18 protein-coding genes are annotated in these 18,210 nt (G+C 38.1%); 13 read left to right on the top strand and 5 right to left on the bottom strand.

Going from position 1 to position 18,210, the window contains the following annotated elements:
• Position 1: 1 nt before the first annotated feature.
• Complete coding sequence (locus tag H1225_RS18420; protein WP_100158289.1) at positions 2-85, bottom strand: potassium-transporting ATPase subunit F; 84 nt, start codon at positions 83-85, stop codon at positions 2-4.
• A gap of 227 nt (positions 86-312) precedes the next feature.
• Here H1225_RS18420 and H1225_RS06660 point away from each other — a divergent pair, with 227 nt between their 5' ends.
• The gene (locus H1225_RS06660) at positions 313-999 is read left to right on the top strand and encodes an ankyrin repeat domain-containing protein (RefSeq protein WP_161671529.1); all 687 of its coding nucleotides are present in this window, start codon (positions 313-315) and stop codon (positions 997-999) included.
• A complete protein-coding gene (locus tag H1225_RS06655; RefSeq protein ID WP_109848481.1) occupies positions 999-1,460 on the top strand; it encodes a nucleoside deaminase in 462 nt (153 codons plus the stop codon). Before H1225_RS06660 ends, H1225_RS06655 begins: the two co-directional genes overlap by 1 nt.
• A gap of 86 nt (positions 1,461-1,546) precedes the next feature.
• On the opposite strand, the gene dmsD is transcribed toward H1225_RS06655, so the two are convergent.
• The 4 genes from dmsD to dmsA form a co-directional block, all read right to left on the bottom strand.
• Positions 1,547-2,158 (bottom strand): Tat proofreading chaperone DmsD, encoded by a 612-nt coding sequence (dmsD, locus tag H1225_RS06650; protein ID WP_161723788.1) that lies wholly within the window; start codon positions 2,156-2,158, stop codon positions 1,547-1,549.
• 174 nt (positions 2,159-2,332) lie between these two features.
• Positions 2,333-3,190, bottom strand: coding sequence for a DmsC/YnfH family molybdoenzyme membrane anchor subunit (locus H1225_RS06645; RefSeq protein ID WP_239739580.1), 858 nt, complete (start codon positions 3,188-3,190; stop codon positions 2,333-2,335).
• Between the two features lies 1 nt (position 3,191).
• A complete protein-coding gene (locus H1225_RS06640) occupies positions 3,192-3,809 on the bottom strand; it encodes a DMSO/selenate family reductase complex B subunit (RefSeq protein ID WP_023582154.1) in 618 nt (205 codons plus the stop codon).
• 11 nt (positions 3,810-3,820) lie between these two features.
• A complete protein-coding gene (dmsA, locus tag H1225_RS06635) occupies positions 3,821-6,259 on the bottom strand; it encodes a dimethylsulfoxide reductase subunit A (RefSeq protein WP_161669239.1) in 2,439 nt (812 codons plus the stop codon).
• A gap of 682 nt (positions 6,260-6,941) precedes the next feature.
• Here dmsA and H1225_RS06630 point away from each other — a divergent pair.
• The 11 genes from H1225_RS06630 to H1225_RS06580 all read left to right on the top strand — a co-directional run bounded on the left by H1225_RS06630 (position 6,942) and on the right by H1225_RS06580 (position 18,196).
• Positions 6,942-8,312, top strand: a complete 1,371-nt coding sequence (locus H1225_RS06630) for a sucrose-specific PTS transporter subunit IIBC (RefSeq protein ID WP_109400457.1) — start codon at positions 6,942-6,944, stop codon at positions 8,310-8,312.
• The gene (locus H1225_RS06625) at positions 8,313-9,710 is read left to right on the top strand and encodes a sucrose-6-phosphate hydrolase (RefSeq protein WP_072063954.1); all 1,398 of its coding nucleotides are present in this window, start codon (positions 8,313-8,315) and stop codon (positions 9,708-9,710) included. It begins immediately after the preceding gene.
• Between the two features lie 69 nt (positions 9,711-9,779).
• Complete coding sequence (locus H1225_RS06620) at positions 9,780-10,793, top strand: LacI family DNA-binding transcriptional regulator (RefSeq protein WP_109848480.1); 1,014 nt, start codon at positions 9,780-9,782, stop codon at positions 10,791-10,793.
• A 156-nt stretch (positions 10,794-10,949) separates the two neighbouring features.
• Positions 10,950-11,663: an AzlC family ABC transporter permease gene (locus H1225_RS06615; RefSeq protein WP_239739578.1), complete on the top strand. Its 714-nt coding sequence runs from the start codon at positions 10,950-10,952 to the stop codon at positions 11,661-11,663.
• Entirely contained in the window at positions 11,660-11,974 is a 315-nt protein-coding gene (locus H1225_RS06610; RefSeq protein WP_115065355.1) for an AzlD domain-containing protein, read from the top strand. Before H1225_RS06615 ends, H1225_RS06610 begins: the two co-directional genes overlap by 4 nt.
• Before the next feature lie 314 nt (positions 11,975-12,288).
• Complete coding sequence (locus tag H1225_RS06605; RefSeq protein ID WP_109848479.1) at positions 12,289-13,533, top strand: PfkB family carbohydrate kinase; 1,245 nt, start codon at positions 12,289-12,291, stop codon at positions 13,531-13,533.
• Positions 13,533-14,477, top strand: coding sequence for a tripartite tricarboxylate transporter substrate binding protein (locus H1225_RS06600; RefSeq protein WP_198812949.1), 945 nt, complete (start codon positions 13,533-13,535; stop codon positions 14,475-14,477). Before H1225_RS06605 ends, H1225_RS06600 begins: the two co-directional genes overlap by 1 nt.
• Before the next feature lie 31 nt (positions 14,478-14,508).
• Positions 14,509-14,946 carry a tripartite tricarboxylate transporter TctB family protein gene (locus tag H1225_RS06595; RefSeq protein WP_006536779.1) on the top strand — a complete coding sequence of 146 codons (438 nt, stop codon included), beginning with the start codon at positions 14,509-14,511 and terminating at the stop codon, positions 14,944-14,946.
• A gap of 15 nt (positions 14,947-14,961) precedes the next feature.
• A complete protein-coding gene (locus H1225_RS06590; RefSeq protein WP_109848477.1) occupies positions 14,962-16,452 on the top strand; it encodes a tripartite tricarboxylate transporter permease in 1,491 nt (496 codons plus the stop codon).
• Between the two features lie 143 nt (positions 16,453-16,595).
• Positions 16,596-17,591 (top strand): dihydroxyacetone kinase subunit DhaK, encoded by a 996-nt coding sequence (locus tag H1225_RS06585; protein ID WP_109848476.1) that lies wholly within the window; start codon positions 16,596-16,598, stop codon positions 17,589-17,591.
• A gap of 2 nt (positions 17,592-17,593) precedes the next feature.
• A complete protein-coding gene (locus H1225_RS06580) occupies positions 17,594-18,196 on the top strand; it encodes a dihydroxyacetone kinase subunit L (RefSeq protein WP_006536785.1) in 603 nt (200 codons plus the stop codon).
• Positions 18,197-18,210 lie beyond the last annotated feature (14 nt).

Here is an 18,210-nt window from a genome sequence, read left to right as displayed (position 1 = left end):
TTTAAAATGCCTCTGCGTTAAATAACACATAGATAAGATAAGCAGTGAGCAAAACAACTAACGTCACAGCACCAAATATCAACATTAGAACTATCCTTCATCTATTTAGATTCAGTAAGCGTAATTAAAGGTCTGTAAAGATGTTGATAAAAGAGATAGGGGAAGTGTAAAAAAAGTATAAAAATGACTTGATAGGCAGTTATTACCCATTGATTTGTTGAAATAATGTCATCGCTTTGTTAGATATAATTATGAGTTCAAATAGTATGCTAATTAAGTAAGTCAAAATTAGCATTTTCTAGGAGATATTGAATGAATACTCTCTATTTAAAGAGCAAATGGTTTTTATACTTCTTAAGCCTATTAATAATTTCATCTATCTTTATGGTTAAAGTGATGGCTAATTCTGATAAAGCATATCTGGTTACATTGGCACAAGAGGGAAATTTATCTGAATTGAAACGTCAGATAGAACAAGGTGCTAATATAGAACAACGAGATCTAAAATTGCGCACTCCTTTAATGGCTGCCACACATGCTAACCAAATTGAGGTTGCAAAATATCTGATTGAACAAGGTGCCGATGTTAATGCTCGTGATGCTATTCAAGATTCACCTTATCTTTATTCGGGAGCGAGAGGGTTGCAGGAGATCTTAGAATTAACGTTATCACATGGTGCTTCTCTTAAAAGTGTTAATCGTTATGGTGGAACAGCATTAATTCCAGCTTCTGAGCGAGGACATGTAAAAACGGTAAAAACATTAATTGATGCGGGTGTGGATGTTGATCATATTAATCGTTTAGGTTGGACGGCTTTAATCGAAGCTATTATTTTAGGTGATGGTAGCCAAAAATATGAAGAGATTGTGACTTTACTTATTGAAGGTGGAGCTAACGTTAACCTCGCCGATGGCTCTGGCCATACACCATTAACCTTAGCTAAAGATAAAGGTTATACAAACATCGCTAATATACTTGAAAAAGCGGGGGCAAAATAATGTCAGATAATCAATTTATACAACAAGCCATATCGCTGGCAATGGATAATGTGAAAGTGGGGGGAAGGCCATTTGGCGCGGTCATTGTGAATAATGGTCAAGTAATTGCAAGTGCAGTCAATCAAATAGTAACGACAAATGATCCCACTGCCCATGCTGAATTATTAGCATTACGGGAAGCCGGTAAAGTATTAGGGCGAACAAAGTTAGATGATTGTATTGTTTATGCCAGTGGACAACCTTGTCCAATGTGTCTTGCCGCTATGCGCATGGCGGGGATTTCTAAGATTTTTTATGCCTATTCTAATGAGGATGCCGAGCCTTACGGACTATCAACAGCCAGCATTGCTAAAGCATTAAGAAAGGCACCAGAACAACAAGAAGGCCTTCAATTTACACAGATAAAAACCGAAGATGAAACACAACCTAGGCTTTATCAGTTTTGGTCGAAACAATCTTAAGAACGTTAACTATTTATATATCAAAGCCCTAAAAGCGAGAGTTTTTTTCGTCTTTAGGGCTTCACATTTTTATGGTCTATTGTAAATCAACAAAATAACTGTTTTTCAGCAGGGGTCACATTTAACTGCGATTGCCAACTTTTGAGCGTTAATGTCGCCAACATGGCTAAACCTTCGTAATAAGGGAATGCCCCTTGTAAAGATAACTTTTCTAAATAACGATAAGCCCACGGCAGAAGGTGTTCGGCTAATAGCTCATTGAGCTTTTCAGGACGAGTTTCTGCAATCCAAGCTACCATCATCACCATTAAACCAAAGTGATCTTCCGGCTCATTTTGAGTTAACGCAATATCAATGCCATTCTCTAGCATCCATTCGCGTAAATCTAATGTTGAGTTACCGAATAATACATTTTCATGATCAAGGTAAACCGAGCCCCAAGGTGGCGCAGGTAGTGCGTAAGGGCCGATAAATAAACGTTGATATGCTTGTGCTAAAGTTTCTTCTGTCAATGTGGTTTGTGAAAGAAGGCTAGCAATGCGCTGCTTCTCTTCCTCATTGCCATATGGCCATTCTTCAACCCACTTTTGACTCGACAGCAGCTCGACAATGTCACTTTTCTCAGTAGGCGTATAATAAAACGCAGCACCTAAAATACGGGCAGTGAGAGAAATATCAGTAATAAGTTGTTGTTCCATAATATTTTTATAATCCGCTTAGATTTATTGTCTTTACTATATGCGATTTTCTATCTAAACATAATGACGAAGATTAAAAAAGAGTGATACCGCAATATAAAAGGAAAACCGCCATAACAGATAAAAAGTGCGGGCTTTTTAACTATTACAGCGGTTTAAAGGCAGCGTTTTTAATTAACCAACCACCGCCATACCGACAGTCATATGTAAACCATAGAATACACCGCGTCCGATAAACTCACCGGCAAACATTAAAATAAAGCCCAATGCTAATAAAGCAACAGAAGGGTTATTTTTACGCAGAAGTGGTGCAATCCAGCAACTTAAGCCTAAGACTAAAGCCACTAATTTAATTCCCATTAGCGCACCATAGTTAGGGACTAAATCTACTGCTTTTTGCACAGAGGTTTGAATAGCGCCTAATTCAAAGCCTTGTGATGTTGCCACAATCGCACTCACAACAATTGCGATAACACTTAATAATGGCAATGCACTAACGCAGTTTAAGTTAAAGCCTGCAATGCGCATTAAGAGCGCTGCTAAAATAGGACCACTGATAAAGGCTGTCAGCACAAAATTAAATGTGGTATAGCTGTTGTACCACGTTGGCACGGTATCAATTTGGTATACACGAGAGATCGCGATAATAAATAATGCGGCTAATACCATAACCAGTGCGACCCATAATTTGCCTAATGCAGCAGGCATTTTATTAAGTACAGCCAGTAACCAGTAAATCCCCCCTAGGGCAAAGAAAATTGAACCGCTGGCTATTTCATTACTTAATGATGAGTGACCAAGACGAAGTAATGAGTTAAATGCGCGTAATGGGGTTCCCATATGCATCATAGATAATAGGAAGCCAATTCCCATTAATGCCCAGAGTCCAAACATGCTGTAATGTACTTTTCGGTTCATTTCTGCGGAGAGTTTACCCGAAAGAATAGCGCATCCCATGATAATAAAAGCGCCAGCAATACTTTGACCGATAACTGTAAAGAACATCAGTGGCCATTCATGCAATCCCACCATCTTACACCTCCTCTGGGTTTGCCAGATGACCGGTGGTATCACCCACAGGACGGCTATTGGCATTTAATTTAAGGACAATATTTGGCTTGGTGTATTTTGCTGAAGGAAGTGGGGCAATTTCAGCTAAATCACCGTATTTAGCGCGTAATTCTTCAATTGGTGCCATATCTAATGCGCGTAGTGGACAAGACTCAACACAAATCGGTTTTTTGCCTTCAGCTACACGTTCATAGCAACCGTCACATTTGGTCATATGACCTTTAACTTCATCAAATTGTGGTGCGCCATAAGGGCATGCCATGTGACAATAACGACAACCGATACAAATATCTTCATTAACGACAACAAAACCATCTTCACGTTTATGCATTGCACCACTTGGGCAAACTTTTGCACAAGCAGGATCGTCACAATGGTTACATGAAATAGATAAGTAATAAGCAAAAACGTTCTGTGTATAAACACCATCTTGCTCTGTCCAATCACCACCGGCATATTCATAGATACGGCGGAAATTGACTTCAGGGGATAAATTTTTAAAATCCTTGCACGCCAGTTCACAGGTTTTGCAGCCGGTGCAACGACTTGAATCAATGTAAAAACCATATTGCGTTGACATAACCAGACTCCTTACGCCTTGACGACTTCAACAAGATTACTGTGAGAAGGATTACCCTTGGCTAGTGGCGAAGGGCGTTGTGTCGTTAACACGTTAATGCTACCTGCGTGATCAATGCGGTTACTATCTGGGTTATACCAAGCACCTTCACTTAAACCGACTACACCGGGTAAAATACGAGGTGTCACTTTTGCGTTGATCCTAACTTCACCACGATCGTTATAAATACGCACTAAATCACCGTGTTTAATACCTCGTTTTGATGCATCAACAGGGTTTATCCATATTTCTTGTGGACATGCCGCTTTTAAAACATCTACGTTGCCATAAGTTGAGTGAGTACGTGATTTATAGTGGAAACCCGTCATTTGTAATGGATATTTTTCCATTGCCGGATCACCATAGCTTTCAAAACCAGCAGAATAAATCGGCAGTGGATCAATGACATCGTCAGATGCAAGTTCCCATGTCGCTTTAATGTCAGCAAGTTGAGAAGAATAAATCTCAATTTTGCCTGATGGTGTCGTTAATGGGTTATTTTCAGGATCTTCACGGAATTTGCGATAAGCAACATGGTGACCTTCTGGGTCGCGTTTTTTGAAGATCCCTTGAGTACGGAATTCTTCAAAAGTTGGAAGTTCTGGTAAGTTTTGACGAGATTGTTCGTAAAGATGACGTAACCATTCTTCTTGAGTACGATTTTCAGTGAATTTTTCACCTACACCCATGCGTTTTGCAATTTCGCTGGTCATTTCATAGATATTACGGCTTTCAAAGCGAGGTTTAATAGCTTGATCTGCAAAAATGACATACGCCATATTACCCGCCGATGCATCCATACAGAAATCCATCTGTTCTGATGCAGTGCAATCAGGAAGTAGAATATCGGCATATTTAGCAGATGCTGTCATATGGTTATCGATCACCACAATCATTTCGCATTTTTTATCGTCTTGCAAAATGTCGTGAGTACGATTGATTTCAGAATGTTGGTTTACTAAACAGTTACCTGCGTAGTTCCATACCATTTTAATAGGCACATCAAGTTTGTCTTTACCACGAACACCATCACGAGTTGCTGTCATTTCTGGACCACGTAAGATTGCATCCGTCCACATAAACATGGAAATGCTGGTGGTGACAGGGTTAGTGAGCGTAGGCATACGAACAAAAGGAATGCTGTAAGAGCCTTCGCGAGCACCAGTGTTACCGCCATTGATGCCCACATTCCCTGTTAAAATAGAGAGCATCGCAATAGCACGAGAAGCAAGTTCACCGTTAGAACGGCGTTGAGGCCCCCAGCCTTGTGTAATATAAGCAGGTTTCGCTGTTGCAATTTCACGGGCTAATTTAACAATGCGTGAAGCAGGAATACCGGTAATTTGCGCTGCCCATTCTGGCGTTTTGGGCTGGCCATCTGCGCCATCACCTAAAATATAGGCTTTATAGTGGCCATTTTTTGGCGCACCTTCCGGCATCGTCGTTTCATCGTAACCAACACAATATTTATCTAGGAAAGGCTTATCAACTAAGTCTTCTTTGATCATGACATACGCTAAGGCATTGACTAATGCGGCATCAGTTCCTGGACGAATAGGGATCCACTCATCTTCACGCCCTGCACCCGTATCGGTATAACGCGGATCGATGATAATCATTCGTGCATCAGATTTCTCACGAGCTTGTTCAACGTAATAGGTAACACCACCACCACTCATACGTGTTTCACCTGGATTATTACCGAACATCACGACAAGTTTGGTGTTTTCAATATCTGAAGGGCTATTACCATCTGCCCAACCACCATAGGTATAATTTAAACCTGCTGCGATTTGTGCCGTACTGTAATCACCGTAGTGATTAAGATAACCGCCACAACAATTCATTAAACGTGCAATTAGCGTTGCACCTGGTGGCCAAGATTTTGTCATGGTGCCACCTAAAGTTCCTGTACCGTAGTTTAGGTAAATAGATTCATTACCATAATCTTTGATTAAGCGTTTCATGGTATCTGAAATAGTATCAAATGCTTCATCCCATGAAATACGTTCAAATTTACCTTCGCCACGTTTACCCACACGTTTCATTGGGTAGCGTAAACGGTCAGGATTGTAAACACGACGACGCATTGAGCGGCCACGTAAACAGGCACGAACTTGGTGTAATTCTTCGTAGACATCATTGCCTGTATTGTCAGTTTCTACATATTTAATTTCGCCATCAACCACATGCATACGTAATGGGCAGCGGCTACCACAGTTTACTGTACAGGCACTCCATACTACTTTTTCGCTGTTTATTGTTGATTGTGTTTCTGAGGCAACAGCTTGATGAAAGGGAAGGGATAATCCACCCGCAGTTATTGCTAAACCACCCGCTGCACCTGTTTTTACAAAACGACGGCGAGATAAGGGAGTGGAAAGTAACGCCATCTCTTTGATGTTTTTCATACATTACTCACTTGATTATTCACATTTTAAGAAGAAACAGAAGCCAACAAGCTTATAAAGAAATAATTATTGTTATTGTTGTTAAAAAATAACCACTTTAACGTAGGTAATAAAACCCAACTGTTAATGTGGATACTACGTATTTCCTAAAAGTTGTAGTTGCTTTACATCAAAGAAAAGTGATTTATAACAAGAGTTACCAGTTTTTAAAGGTTACCTTAAGTTTATGTATTAGCTATATTTAATCATTTGATTAACATCTTTGTATAAATAAATACATACCGATTGGTTAAGTGTTCTGATGTTATCAGTAACATTTTTAAAGACTGCTTATTCATTTCTATCTATATGATTTTGTTAGTTCAATAGTCATTTTTGTCTAATACTCAAAAGTCATTTTTAGAAGCTATAATTATCTAACAACCGATTAACCTGTTTAGCTAAACAAAAAATTAAAATTTGTTTAGCTAAACGTTATTTTTAACTATTTTTAAAAGTCAAAATATGATTAATAAATGTACTTTTTTGTAACTTGGATCACAATTAAAAGCCCTTTAACTGAGTTTTCATTGCTATCTTGAATTGATTTTTATTTAATCTAATTGTTAGCTAAACCGATTTAGTTTTTTTTGATTAAACTAAATACTCGCTACATAAATAAAAAAGAATCACAGAGGCTATGATGAATATTGAAAAAGTGGCTCACCAGCTTGTACCTTTATTAGGTGGTGCTGAAAACATCGCAAGTGCAGCACATTGCGCTACGCGCCTAAGGCTTGTTCTTGTTGATGACTCAAAAGCAGATAAAGAAGCAATAAACAAATTAGAGGGGGTGAAAGGGTGTTTTAGTAATGCTGGGCAGATCCAAATTATCTTTGGTACTGGCTTAGTCAATAAAGTACATGCTGCCTTTATTGCTGCGGCGGGCATTGGTGAATCAAGCAAATCCGAAGCAGCTAATATTGCGGCTAAAAAGCTCAATCCATTTCAACGAATAGCAAGACTGCTCTCTAATATCTTTGTGCCCATTATTCCTGCCATTGTGGCGTCAGGTTTATTAATGGGGCTACTTGGGTTAATGAAAACTAACCAGTGGGTGAGTCCTGATAATGCACTCTATATCATGCTTGATATGTGCAGCTCTGCGGCATTTATTATTTTGCCTATTTTGATTGGTTTTACTGCGGCAAAAGAGTTTGGCGGAAACCCTTATCTTGGTGCAACACTCGGTGGTATTTTAACGCATCCTGCATTAACTAATGCATGGGGTGTTGCCGCTGGCTTTAACACCATGAATTTCTTTGGGTTAGAAGTTGCCATGATTGGTTACCAAGGTACTGTTTTCCCTGTATTACTTGCCGTTTGGTTTATGAGTGTATTGGAAAAACAATTACGTAAAGTTGTTCCTAATGCTCTTGATTTAATTATCACACCATTTTTAACTGTTATTATTTCGGGCTTTGTGGCGTTATTAGTCATAGGGCCTGTTGGTCGCCTTTTAGGTGATGGTATCTCATTACTATTAAGCACCTTAATTACACAAGCGGGTTGGATAGCAGGGCTAATTTTTGGTGGCCTTTATTCTGTGATTGTTATTACGGGTATTCACCACAGTTTTCATGCTGTCGAGGCGGGTTTATTAGGTAACCCTAATATTGGCGTTAACTTTTTATTGCCGATTTGGGCAATGGCGAATATTGCTCAAGGTGGTGCTTGTATTGCTGTTTGGTTTAAAACTAAAGATGCAAAAATTAAAGCAATCACAATCCCATCAGGTTTTTCCGCGATGTTAGGTATCACTGAAGCGGCAATTTTCGGGATTAATTTGCGTTATGGAAAACCTTTTATTGCTGCGTTAATTGGTGGTGCAGCTGGGGGCGCTTGGGTTGTAGGCTCACATGTTTATATGACAGCTGTAGGATTGACTGCTATTCCGGGTATTGCAATCGTGCAAGCTGGTTCAATTATGAATTATATTATTGGCCTTGTGATTGCCTTTGTGACTGCGTTTGTTATCTCTCTTTTGCTTAAATACAAAGTGGAGTCTGCATAAATGAACACAAACGAAGAGTTATCTGCGATTTTACAATCGGTCATGCGTAATAGCGCTAACGCCATAAAAGATAAATATTATCCACATTGGCATTTAGCGCCAGTAACTGGATTATTAAATGATCCCAATGGGTTTTGTTTTGATGGTGAATATTATCATCTGTTTTATCAATGGAACCCTTTGTCTTGTGAACATAAACATAAATGTTGGGGTCATTGGCGTTCAAAGGATTTGATTACTTGGCAGCATCAACCTATTGCTTTACTGCCTGATGAAATTTATGACAAAGATGGCTGTTATTCCGGTAGTGCTGTGATCCACCAAGGGCAATTAACTCTTTGTTATACCGGTAATGTCAAATTTGAGGATGGCTCTCGTACGGCATGGCAATGTTTAGCCGTTGAAAATCAGCAGGGAGGTTTTGATAAGTTAGGGCCTGTATTAGGGCTTCCTGATGGCTATAGTGGTCATGTCCGTGATCCGAAGGTTTGGCAATATAATGATATCTGGTACATGGTATTAGGCGCACAAAACTTAGATAAACAGGGTAAGGTTTTGCTCTATCGTGCATCTCATTTATATCAATGGCAATTAGTCGGTGAGTTAGCTGGAAGTTATGTAGGGGGCTTAAAGGATGCGGGTTATATGTGGGAATGCCCAGATCTCTTTGAGCTTAATGGACATTTTATTTTATTAACTTGTCCCCAAGGTATAAAAAGAGAGCAACATCGATTTTTAAATTCGCATCCCAGTGCTTATTTAATAGGAAGCTTTGATTATTCAACATTACAATTTCAGCATGGTGAACTAATCGAACTAGATGCAGGTTTTGAGTTTTACGCACCTCAAACAACATTAGCGAATGGCAGACGTCTATTATTTGGTTGGATGGGAGTTCCTGATGGTGAAGAGATGTATCAACCAACCATTGCTAATGGTTGGATACATCAAATGACTTGCCCTCGTGAATTACATATAAAAGAAAATAAGCTTTATCAACAACCTGTAAAAGAGTTACAGCAACTCAGACAAAATCCAGCATATTGGCAGGGTATTGCTGATGATGCACCAGACATTAACGGATTTTTGTTTGAACTTGAAGTAGCGTTATTCGGCTCTCTGACTATTCATTTTTCTGATACTCTTGCTTTAATTATTGAAAATAACCAAGCCGTGTTAAAACGTCGTAGTGTTAAAAATGGAGAATGGCAATCACGTTTCTGGTCTGGTGATATAAAACATCTTCAAATATTATGTGATAACTCTAGTGTGGAAATTTTCTTTAATGGTGGTGCCGGTGTGATGAGCAGCCGTTTTTTCCCTTCAGAAGAGCAGACAATCTGTTTCTTGGGAAAAGACACAATAAACCTCACAACTTGGCAATTAAAGAATGCATGACTTAATTAAATACAATTATATAAACGATAAAATAGTCTACGCTCAGCGAATGTAACATTAAGTTGAATAATAGTGAAAAAACAAAAACGTATCACGATCACCAATATTGCAAAATTAGCAGGCGTTTCAAAAACAACGGCAAGTTTAGTATTAAATGGCCGAGGTAAAGAAATGCGCGTTTCTGATGATACTATTGCGCGTATTACGGCTATTGCTGAACAATATCAGTATCAGCCTAATATTCATGCTCGCTCTTTACGTGATAATCGTAGTTATGCATTAGGATTGGTTATTCCTGATATTACTAACTATGGTTTTGCTTCTGTGGCGTATGAACTAGAAATATTATGTAGAGAAGCGGGTATTCAATTACTTATTTCTTGTACTGATGAAAATGCGGCTCAAGAAACGCTGGCGATAGAACATCTCTTATCACGTCAAATCGATGGTTTGATTGTTGCCTCATGTTTACAAAGTGATGTTGAGTATCAGCGTTTGAGTCAACAAATTCCAGTTGTGTTATTTGACCGTTATTTTGAAGGAACAACGCTGCCTTTTGTTGTCACCGATTCAATAACTACGACACAACAACTTATTGCTGAGATTGCTTCAACAAAAGGTATTGATGAATTTTTTTTCCTAGGTGGGCAATCAACGCTTTCACCAACTAAAGATCGCCTTTTAGGTTTTACGCAAGGACTTTCACAAGCACAAATCAATCTAAAATCCGAGTGGATCATTCATGGACATTACCACCCAAGTTCCGGTTATGAAATGTTTGGCTCTTTGTGTGCCTCTTTAGGGCGCGCGCCTAAGTTTGTTTTTACGTCTGCTTGTGGCTTATTGGATGGCGTGTTGCGTTATCTAAGTCAAAATAAAATTATGCAAAATGAAGTCTATTTAGCGGGTTTTGATGATCACTATTTGTATGATTCATTATCAATTCCAATAGATACTGTTGCACAAAATAATCCTGAATTAGCATCACACTGTTTCCGACTGGTTATGGGATTAATTAACCAGACAAACTTAGAAGTTCATCAAATTTTTGTTCCAGCAAAAATACACCAACGACATGGGTAAGGTTAAGCAATTTTATGTAAGCTGAATATTTACATCACACTTTTTTACATCACACACACGAAAGCTTTTAATAGCAATTTTATACAATCCCATTTATCTTTACTGACTGATAATCATTCTCCATAGAATTAATGTATTAGACGTGAAGACAGGTAAATGGAAAAAATCAAAAATAACACTGAAGATAAGCAAACCATGCGTGCCTTTGGTTTAGGCGCTTTGCATGTTTTGCCTTTATGCCTTGCGGTGATCCCTTGGGGAATACTCGCAGGTTCAATGGCGGTTGATGCAGGATTAACTTTTGCACAAAGTATCGGAATGTCTGCCATTATTTTTGCAGGTGCGGCGCAATTAGTAACATTAGGGTTAGTTGTTTCTGGTGCAGGGATGCTGACCATTATTGTTTCTGTCTTTTTTATTACCGCCCAACATCTTTTATATGGTTTAACCTTACGCCCCCATGTTGCTCATTTAAAATGGTATCAACGTATTACGATAGGTTTCTTATTAACGGATGAGCTTTTTGCGGTTTCAGCACAACCTAAAGTGAAACTAACACCTGCTTATATGATCGGTGCAGGATTATGTTTTTATTTAGCATGGGTGGCGGTCAGTATTGTTGGCATTATTATGGCAAACCAAGTTGCTGATTTATCGCGTTATCATCTTGATTTTTCTATTGTTGCCACGTTATTGGCAATTGTGATCCCGTTAATAAAAACATTTAGTACATTAGTGGGTGTTATTGTCTCTTTTTGTCTCTCGATTATTTTCAGTTGGTTGAATATAGAAGGTGGCGTCGTTATTGGTGGGTTAACAGGCATGTTTGTTGCTGTTTGTGTTGCTAGAGTCAGAGGGGAACAAAAATGACATGGTCGTTATTATTAATTTTGGCACTCGTCATTTTCCTGTTGCGTTATTTCTTTCTTGAACCGGCGATCCCCGTCAAATTGCCGTCAGTGATCAGGCAAGCATTAGGCTATTCTGCACCTTGTTTATTAACCGCCATTTGTGCACCCATTGTACTGTTAGAAAAAGGTGAATTTAAAGGTATTTTAGATAATCCTTATCTTTGGGGAACCTTATTATGTGTAGGATTAGCGCTTAAAATACGCAATACATTAATGGTGGTTTTACTGACCTTAGTGGGCTTTTATCTGCTTAATGTCCTGTTAAACTAATTACCAATGTAATTCTATTTAACATGATACTTACATTTAAAAACTATCATTTATTGTAATAATATAAGTCGTTATTTTATCAGCCGTCTTTGAACGGCTGATCTTACCTCTCTTTTCTTAATCACTATTCTTTATTCGACTCGTTTCACCTCTCATTTTTAACGTATACCAATTGATGTTATGTTAAAAAAATGTGATCTAAATTGCGTCGATTTGGTTTTGCTTCTGTTTTTGGTTTTTTGTTTTGAATACCATCGCAGAATCACAGACCTGATCTCCTTATTCTCGTTAGCAATGATACGGAGGCACTTTATATGTTTTCAGAAGAACGGCGACAGGAAATTTACACCATCATCAGGGAACAAAAGAAAGTTAAAGTGGCTCAACTTGCGGAAAAATTCAGTGTCACATTGGAAACTATTCGCAGTGATTTGAAATACCTTGAAGGAGAAGGGTTGATCAAACGTTGTCATGGTGGCGCCATACTAGGGAAACAAGAAATTAAAAAAATAAGTAAATTTAGTGATAGTTTTGATATTTCATGTTTATTGCACGATTTATTAATCGTAAGAGAACGAAAAGATAGAAAGCCTGAAGGCAAAGTCTGTGTGCTTGGGTCGTTTGTAGTAGATATTATTGCTAATGTCGAATCTTTTCCAAAAGTCGGTGAATTAATTAATTCAAAAAGCAATTCGATAGGCCCTGGTGGTAAAGGAACAAATCAGGCGATGGCAGCCAGCTTTTCTGATGCCAAAGTCCATTTAATAACGAAAGTCGGTGAAGATCATTTTAGTAAATATGCTTATAAATATTTACAAGAAAGCGGCATTGATTCTTTCACTATTTTTCAAACAGAAATAGAGCCGACAGGCAGTTCTATTAGCTATTTAGCAGATAAAACACAAAACAATATTACAGCAACTTATTTAGGGGCGAATAATACATTCTCAGATCAAGAGATTGATATTTCATTGCCTTATGTAAGTGAAGCGGATGTGTTATTGCTTCAAGGCGAAATTAATATAGATGCCAATATTAAAGCCGCCTTATTTGCTAAGTCGGTTAACAAGATCATCATATTGAATGTTGCGCCTTATAACGAAAACTTAAAACAACTTTATTCACATCTTGATTTTATTACCTTAAATGCGAATCAAGCATCACATTGGGCTGATATTGAAATAAATGATATTAATGACGCTAAACAGGCTATTGGTGTTATCTCAGGTGATGAAAACAAGAAAGTCATTATTTATATGGATGAGCTTGGTGTGGTTTATTTTGATGGTCGAGCCACATTCCATATTCCACCTATGCCATCGTTACGTGTGGATACGATGGCAGCAACAGATGCGTTTAATGGCGCATTTGCATCAAAGATAGCAGCAGGAGGCACAATGCATGAGGGTGTATTATTTGCCAGTGCTTTCCTCTCTGCATTTATAGAACAAAAAGGCGTAACAGCAATGCCGGTTCTTTCCCAAGTTCAGGCTCGCCTTAAATCAAGGCTTGAAGATATTCGGCCACAAATAATCTGCAATGAGAAAAGGTGCATATAATGAAAAAAACACTTCTGGCATTTACCCTATGCAGTTCCATTTTTACACTTCCGGCTTTCGCTCAATATCCTGAAAAACCGATTACTATTGTTGTTCCTTGGGCTGCGGGCGGTAATACCGATACGGTTGCACGTTTAGCAGCAAAAGGGCTACAAGAAGAGTTGGGCGTCACTGTTAATGTGGTTAATAAAACAGGTGGCAGTGGTGTTGTAGGTCATGATGCCATTAAAAATGCAAAACCTGATGGCTACACATTAGGAATTGCAACGGTTGAAATTACCATGATGCATCATCAAGGGATGACTAATTTAACGTATCAAGATTACACACCGATTACGCGTCTTGCTGTTATTTATGGTGGATTACAAGTTGGGAAATCTTCGCCATTTAAAAATGCACAGGAAATTATTGATTACGCGAAAGCCAATCCGGGTAAATTAAAAGCTTCCGGTAGTGGTTTAAATTCAATCTGGCATTTGAATACTATTGGTATGTTGCGTGCAGCTGGATTACCCGATAATGCTATTCGCTTTATTCCTTCTCAAGGTGCGAGTGCGGCATTACAAGAATTAGCATCAGGGGGTGTTGATATAGTGACATCTTCATTAGGTGAAGCCGACAGTATGGTAAAAGCGGGATTAGTAAAACATATGGCCATTATGTCCGATGAGAAATCCGCTTTTTATCCTGATGTCCCATTATTTAAAGAAGCCACACCTTATAATTGGGATTTACAAGCATGGAATATGTTAGTTGCACCTAAAGGGTTAGATAAAGAAGTACAAGACAAACTTACTACTGCAATGAAAAAAGTGTATGCCTCTGGTGAATTAGCCGAGTTTGCAAATAAACAAGGATTTGAAGTTATTGAACTATATGGCGATGATGCCACTCAATTTATGGCCAATGAAGATAAAAAGTTTGGCGAAATTATAAAGAAATAACTGAGGAAACGGCTGAACAACAGCCGTTTTTATGCCTATGCTAAATCGTCATATTCTATCGCTCATATTTTGTTGCTTTGGTTTATTTCTTATTGTTTATAGTGCGTATTCATTAGGTGATTTTAGTGAATATGGTGCCGCATTTATGCCTTCTATTATTGGCGGTGGCATGATTATATTTTCATTAATAGATATATTTTCACGCAATCAAGAAAGTGATATTCCATTAGTGACGTGGCATGAAATAAAGTTTGTGTTATTAGTTATTGGCATTATTCTTTTTTATGTGCTTGCATCTGATTATTTAGGATTTATTTTAACTGGGTTAATTATTACAGCACCACTAATGATGAAATATGCAACAACAAAACCTATATATAGTTTTATTATTTCAGCCAGTGTGGTGTTAGGAGTGTATTACTTATTTACCGCTGTACTGTTAGTACCGCTACCTCAGCTATTTTCATAAATAGAGAACAACAGTATGGATATATTAATTAGCGCACTTGCTTATATTGATTACACAACAATATTTGTCGTTATTGGTGCTTGTTTATTTGGTTTATTTGTTGGTGCAATTCCCGGGTTAACATCAACAATGGCTATCGCATTAATGGTGCCATTTACTTTTTTTCTTGATCCCATTCCTGCATTAGCTTTAATGATTTCTGTCGGAGCGTCTTCTATATTTGCGGGGGATATTCCAGGAGCCTTATTAAATATTCCGGGTACGCCTGCATCGGCAGCTTATACCAATGATGCACATACCTTAGTTAAAGAGGGTAAAACAAACCGTGTATTAGGTATGTCGTTAACAAGCTCTGTGATTGGTGGTGTTATTGGCACGATTATATTAGCCTCAACAGCACCCATTTTAGCTGAGTTTGCTTTAAAATTTAGCTCTTACGAATATATGTGGTTGTCTTTAATCGGTTTAAGTTGTGCAACTATTGTTTCAGGTTCACATATTCGAAAAAGCTTATTAGCACTGTTTTTTGGTATTGCATTAGCCACCATTGGTTATGATGAGTTTACAGGTCAAGCCCGCTTTACTTTCGGTGAAGTTTCTTTAATGCAAGGAGTCAGCTTTATTCCGGCAATGATAGGGTTATTTGCTATTTCTGGTGCTATCAAATATTACGTTGAACGTTGGAAAGAAAAACAAATTACATTAACAGAAATGCATGTGGAAAATAACTCTTACAATATCTTTAAAGGTGTGGGAAGTGTTGTTCGTCAACGTAAGGGCGGTATTTTCCGTAGCGGAATAATAGGAACATTAATTGGTGCTTTACCCGGCGCGGGAGCCGATATTGCAGCATGGATCTCTTATGCCGTTTCAAAGAAACTCTCTAAAAAACCAGAGAAATATGGTCATGGCTCTGAGGAAGGTATTGTTGATGCTTCAGCGAGTAATAATGCAAGCTTAGCCGGAAGTTGGATCCCATCTCTAGTCTTCGGTATTCCCGGTGATTCTGCGGCTGCAATTATTATCGGTGTACTGTATATGAAAGATATGCAACCAGGGCCAACACTATTCTTATTTAATCCCGATAAATTGTATGCTGTTTTTATTATCTTTTTTATTGCTAATATTGTTTTACTGCCGATTGCTTTTATTGTTGTCAATTTATTGAAGAAGATTGTTGCTATTGATAATGCGATTATTTACCCAGCAATCATTCTATTTAGTATCGTTGGTTCATATGCAATCACAAATACGATGTCTTCTATTATTGTTATGTTAGTAATGGGTGTTATCGGTTATTTCCTTCAAGAACGTAAATTCCCCATATCACCTATTATTTTGGGCATGATCTTAGGACCAATGTTAGAAAAAAATTTACTCTCATCATTAATGAAAGCTGATGGTGACTTAATTAACTTTGTTAATAGACCTATTTCGATGGTATTAGCCAGTGTGTTTTTATTTATTGTTATTATGCAAATTAGAGGTGCATTTAAAGCTAAATAAATAACCTATTTAATATTAACTATTTAATAATAAGCATTTATTTATAGAGAGATACTTTTTAAGTATCAGGGAAAACTCATCTTAAATAAAATTAATTTAGGATGTCAGAAATCAGTAGATAACTAAAAATATCGGGTGATCATATGAAGAAAATATTAAATAAACCAGAAAATTATGTCGATGAAACATTAGCAGGTTTATGCCTTGCTCATAGTGATATTTATCGTCAACCACAGCCAAGATTGATTACTCGTTCAAAAAAAACAGATAAGCCGAAAGTGGGTATTGTAACAGGCGGAGGTTCTGGTCATTTGCCAGTATTCACCGGATATGTCGGTAAAGGCTTATTAGATGCAGCTGCTGTGGGAGATGTTTTTGCTTCACCTTCCGCCGATTTAATGGCAGATGCTATTCGTGAAGCCAATAGTGGCTTAGGTGTATTGCTACTTTATGGCAATTATGGTGGCGATATTATGAATTTTGATATGGCAACTGAAACGGTTGATTTTGAAGATGACATTCGTTGTACAACTGTTTTAGCTACTGACGATGTCGCTTCTGCAAAGCCAGAAGAAGCGCACAAACGCCGTGGTGTTGCTGGGATGATTTATGGTTTTAAAATGGCGGGCGCCAAAGCTGAAGAAGGGGCAACACTTGATGAAGTCACGCGTATTGCTCAAAAAGCCATGGAAAACACCCGAACTATTGGTTGTGCGTTGACATCTTGCACCTTACCCGCAGTAGGGCATCCTACTTTTGAAATTGGTGAAGATGAAATGGAAATGGGTATGGGTATTCATGGCGAACCGGGAATTTGGCGTGATAAATTACGCAGTGCAGATGATATTGCACAAGAGATGTTTGAGCGCTTACAAACAGAATTATCATTAAAAACTGGTGATAAAGTCTCTGTATTAGTTAACTCTTTAGGCGCTACACCATTAGAAGAACTTTATATTTTGTACAACAAAATTGCACAGCTGATTGATCAAGCGGGTGCAACAATTGTGCATCCATTAGTTGGCCGTTATGCCACTTCTATGGAAATGACGGGAGCAAGCTTAACGTTGTGCAAATTAGATGATGAGCTAGAAATTTTGATGAATGCACCAGCTCATTGTGCATTTTGGAGGGTATAGCGATGACTATTACGCTTGAAATGCTCAAACAAGCGGTGAACCGAATCGCTATCGCTTGCGAAAAATTTCAACCAATGTTGTGTGAAGCCGATAGTCGCCTAGGTGATGGAGATTTGGGGATCACCATGCAAAAAGGCTGGCGACAAATTGCAGACGATTCACAAGATTGGCCTGATGATCTAAGCAAAGCACTTTTTCAATGCAGTAAATCATTACAAAAAGCTTGTGCATCTTCTTTTGGCACATTGCAAGCAACCGCTTTTATGGCAATGGCAAAATACTGCAAAGAAAACCAAATTAAAGAAATATCGTCTTCCGACATTTCACCACTATTAACCGTTGCATATCAAAGTATGATGGCGAGAGGAAAAGGGGAATTAGGACAAAAATCCGTACTCGATATTCTTTACCATTTATCTGAAGCACTGAAACCATTAGCTATCGATGATCTAAAAGTAGCGGCCTTACAAAGCGTCGAAAGTACACTTACTGAATTTCGTCAAAAACCTAATTTATTAGGTCGAGCGCGTATGTTTCCAGAAAAATCTATTGGTTTAGATGATCCTGGCATGTTGGCAATTAAAGTTATTGTTGAAGCAATCTGATTTAATAAAGGTCT

Source organism: Proteus penneri (genome assembly GCF_022369495.1).
GTDB classification, from domain to species: Bacteria; Pseudomonadota; Gammaproteobacteria; order Enterobacterales; family Enterobacteriaceae; genus Proteus; species Proteus penneri.
This window is presented reverse-complemented; position numbering and strand designations above follow the sequence as displayed.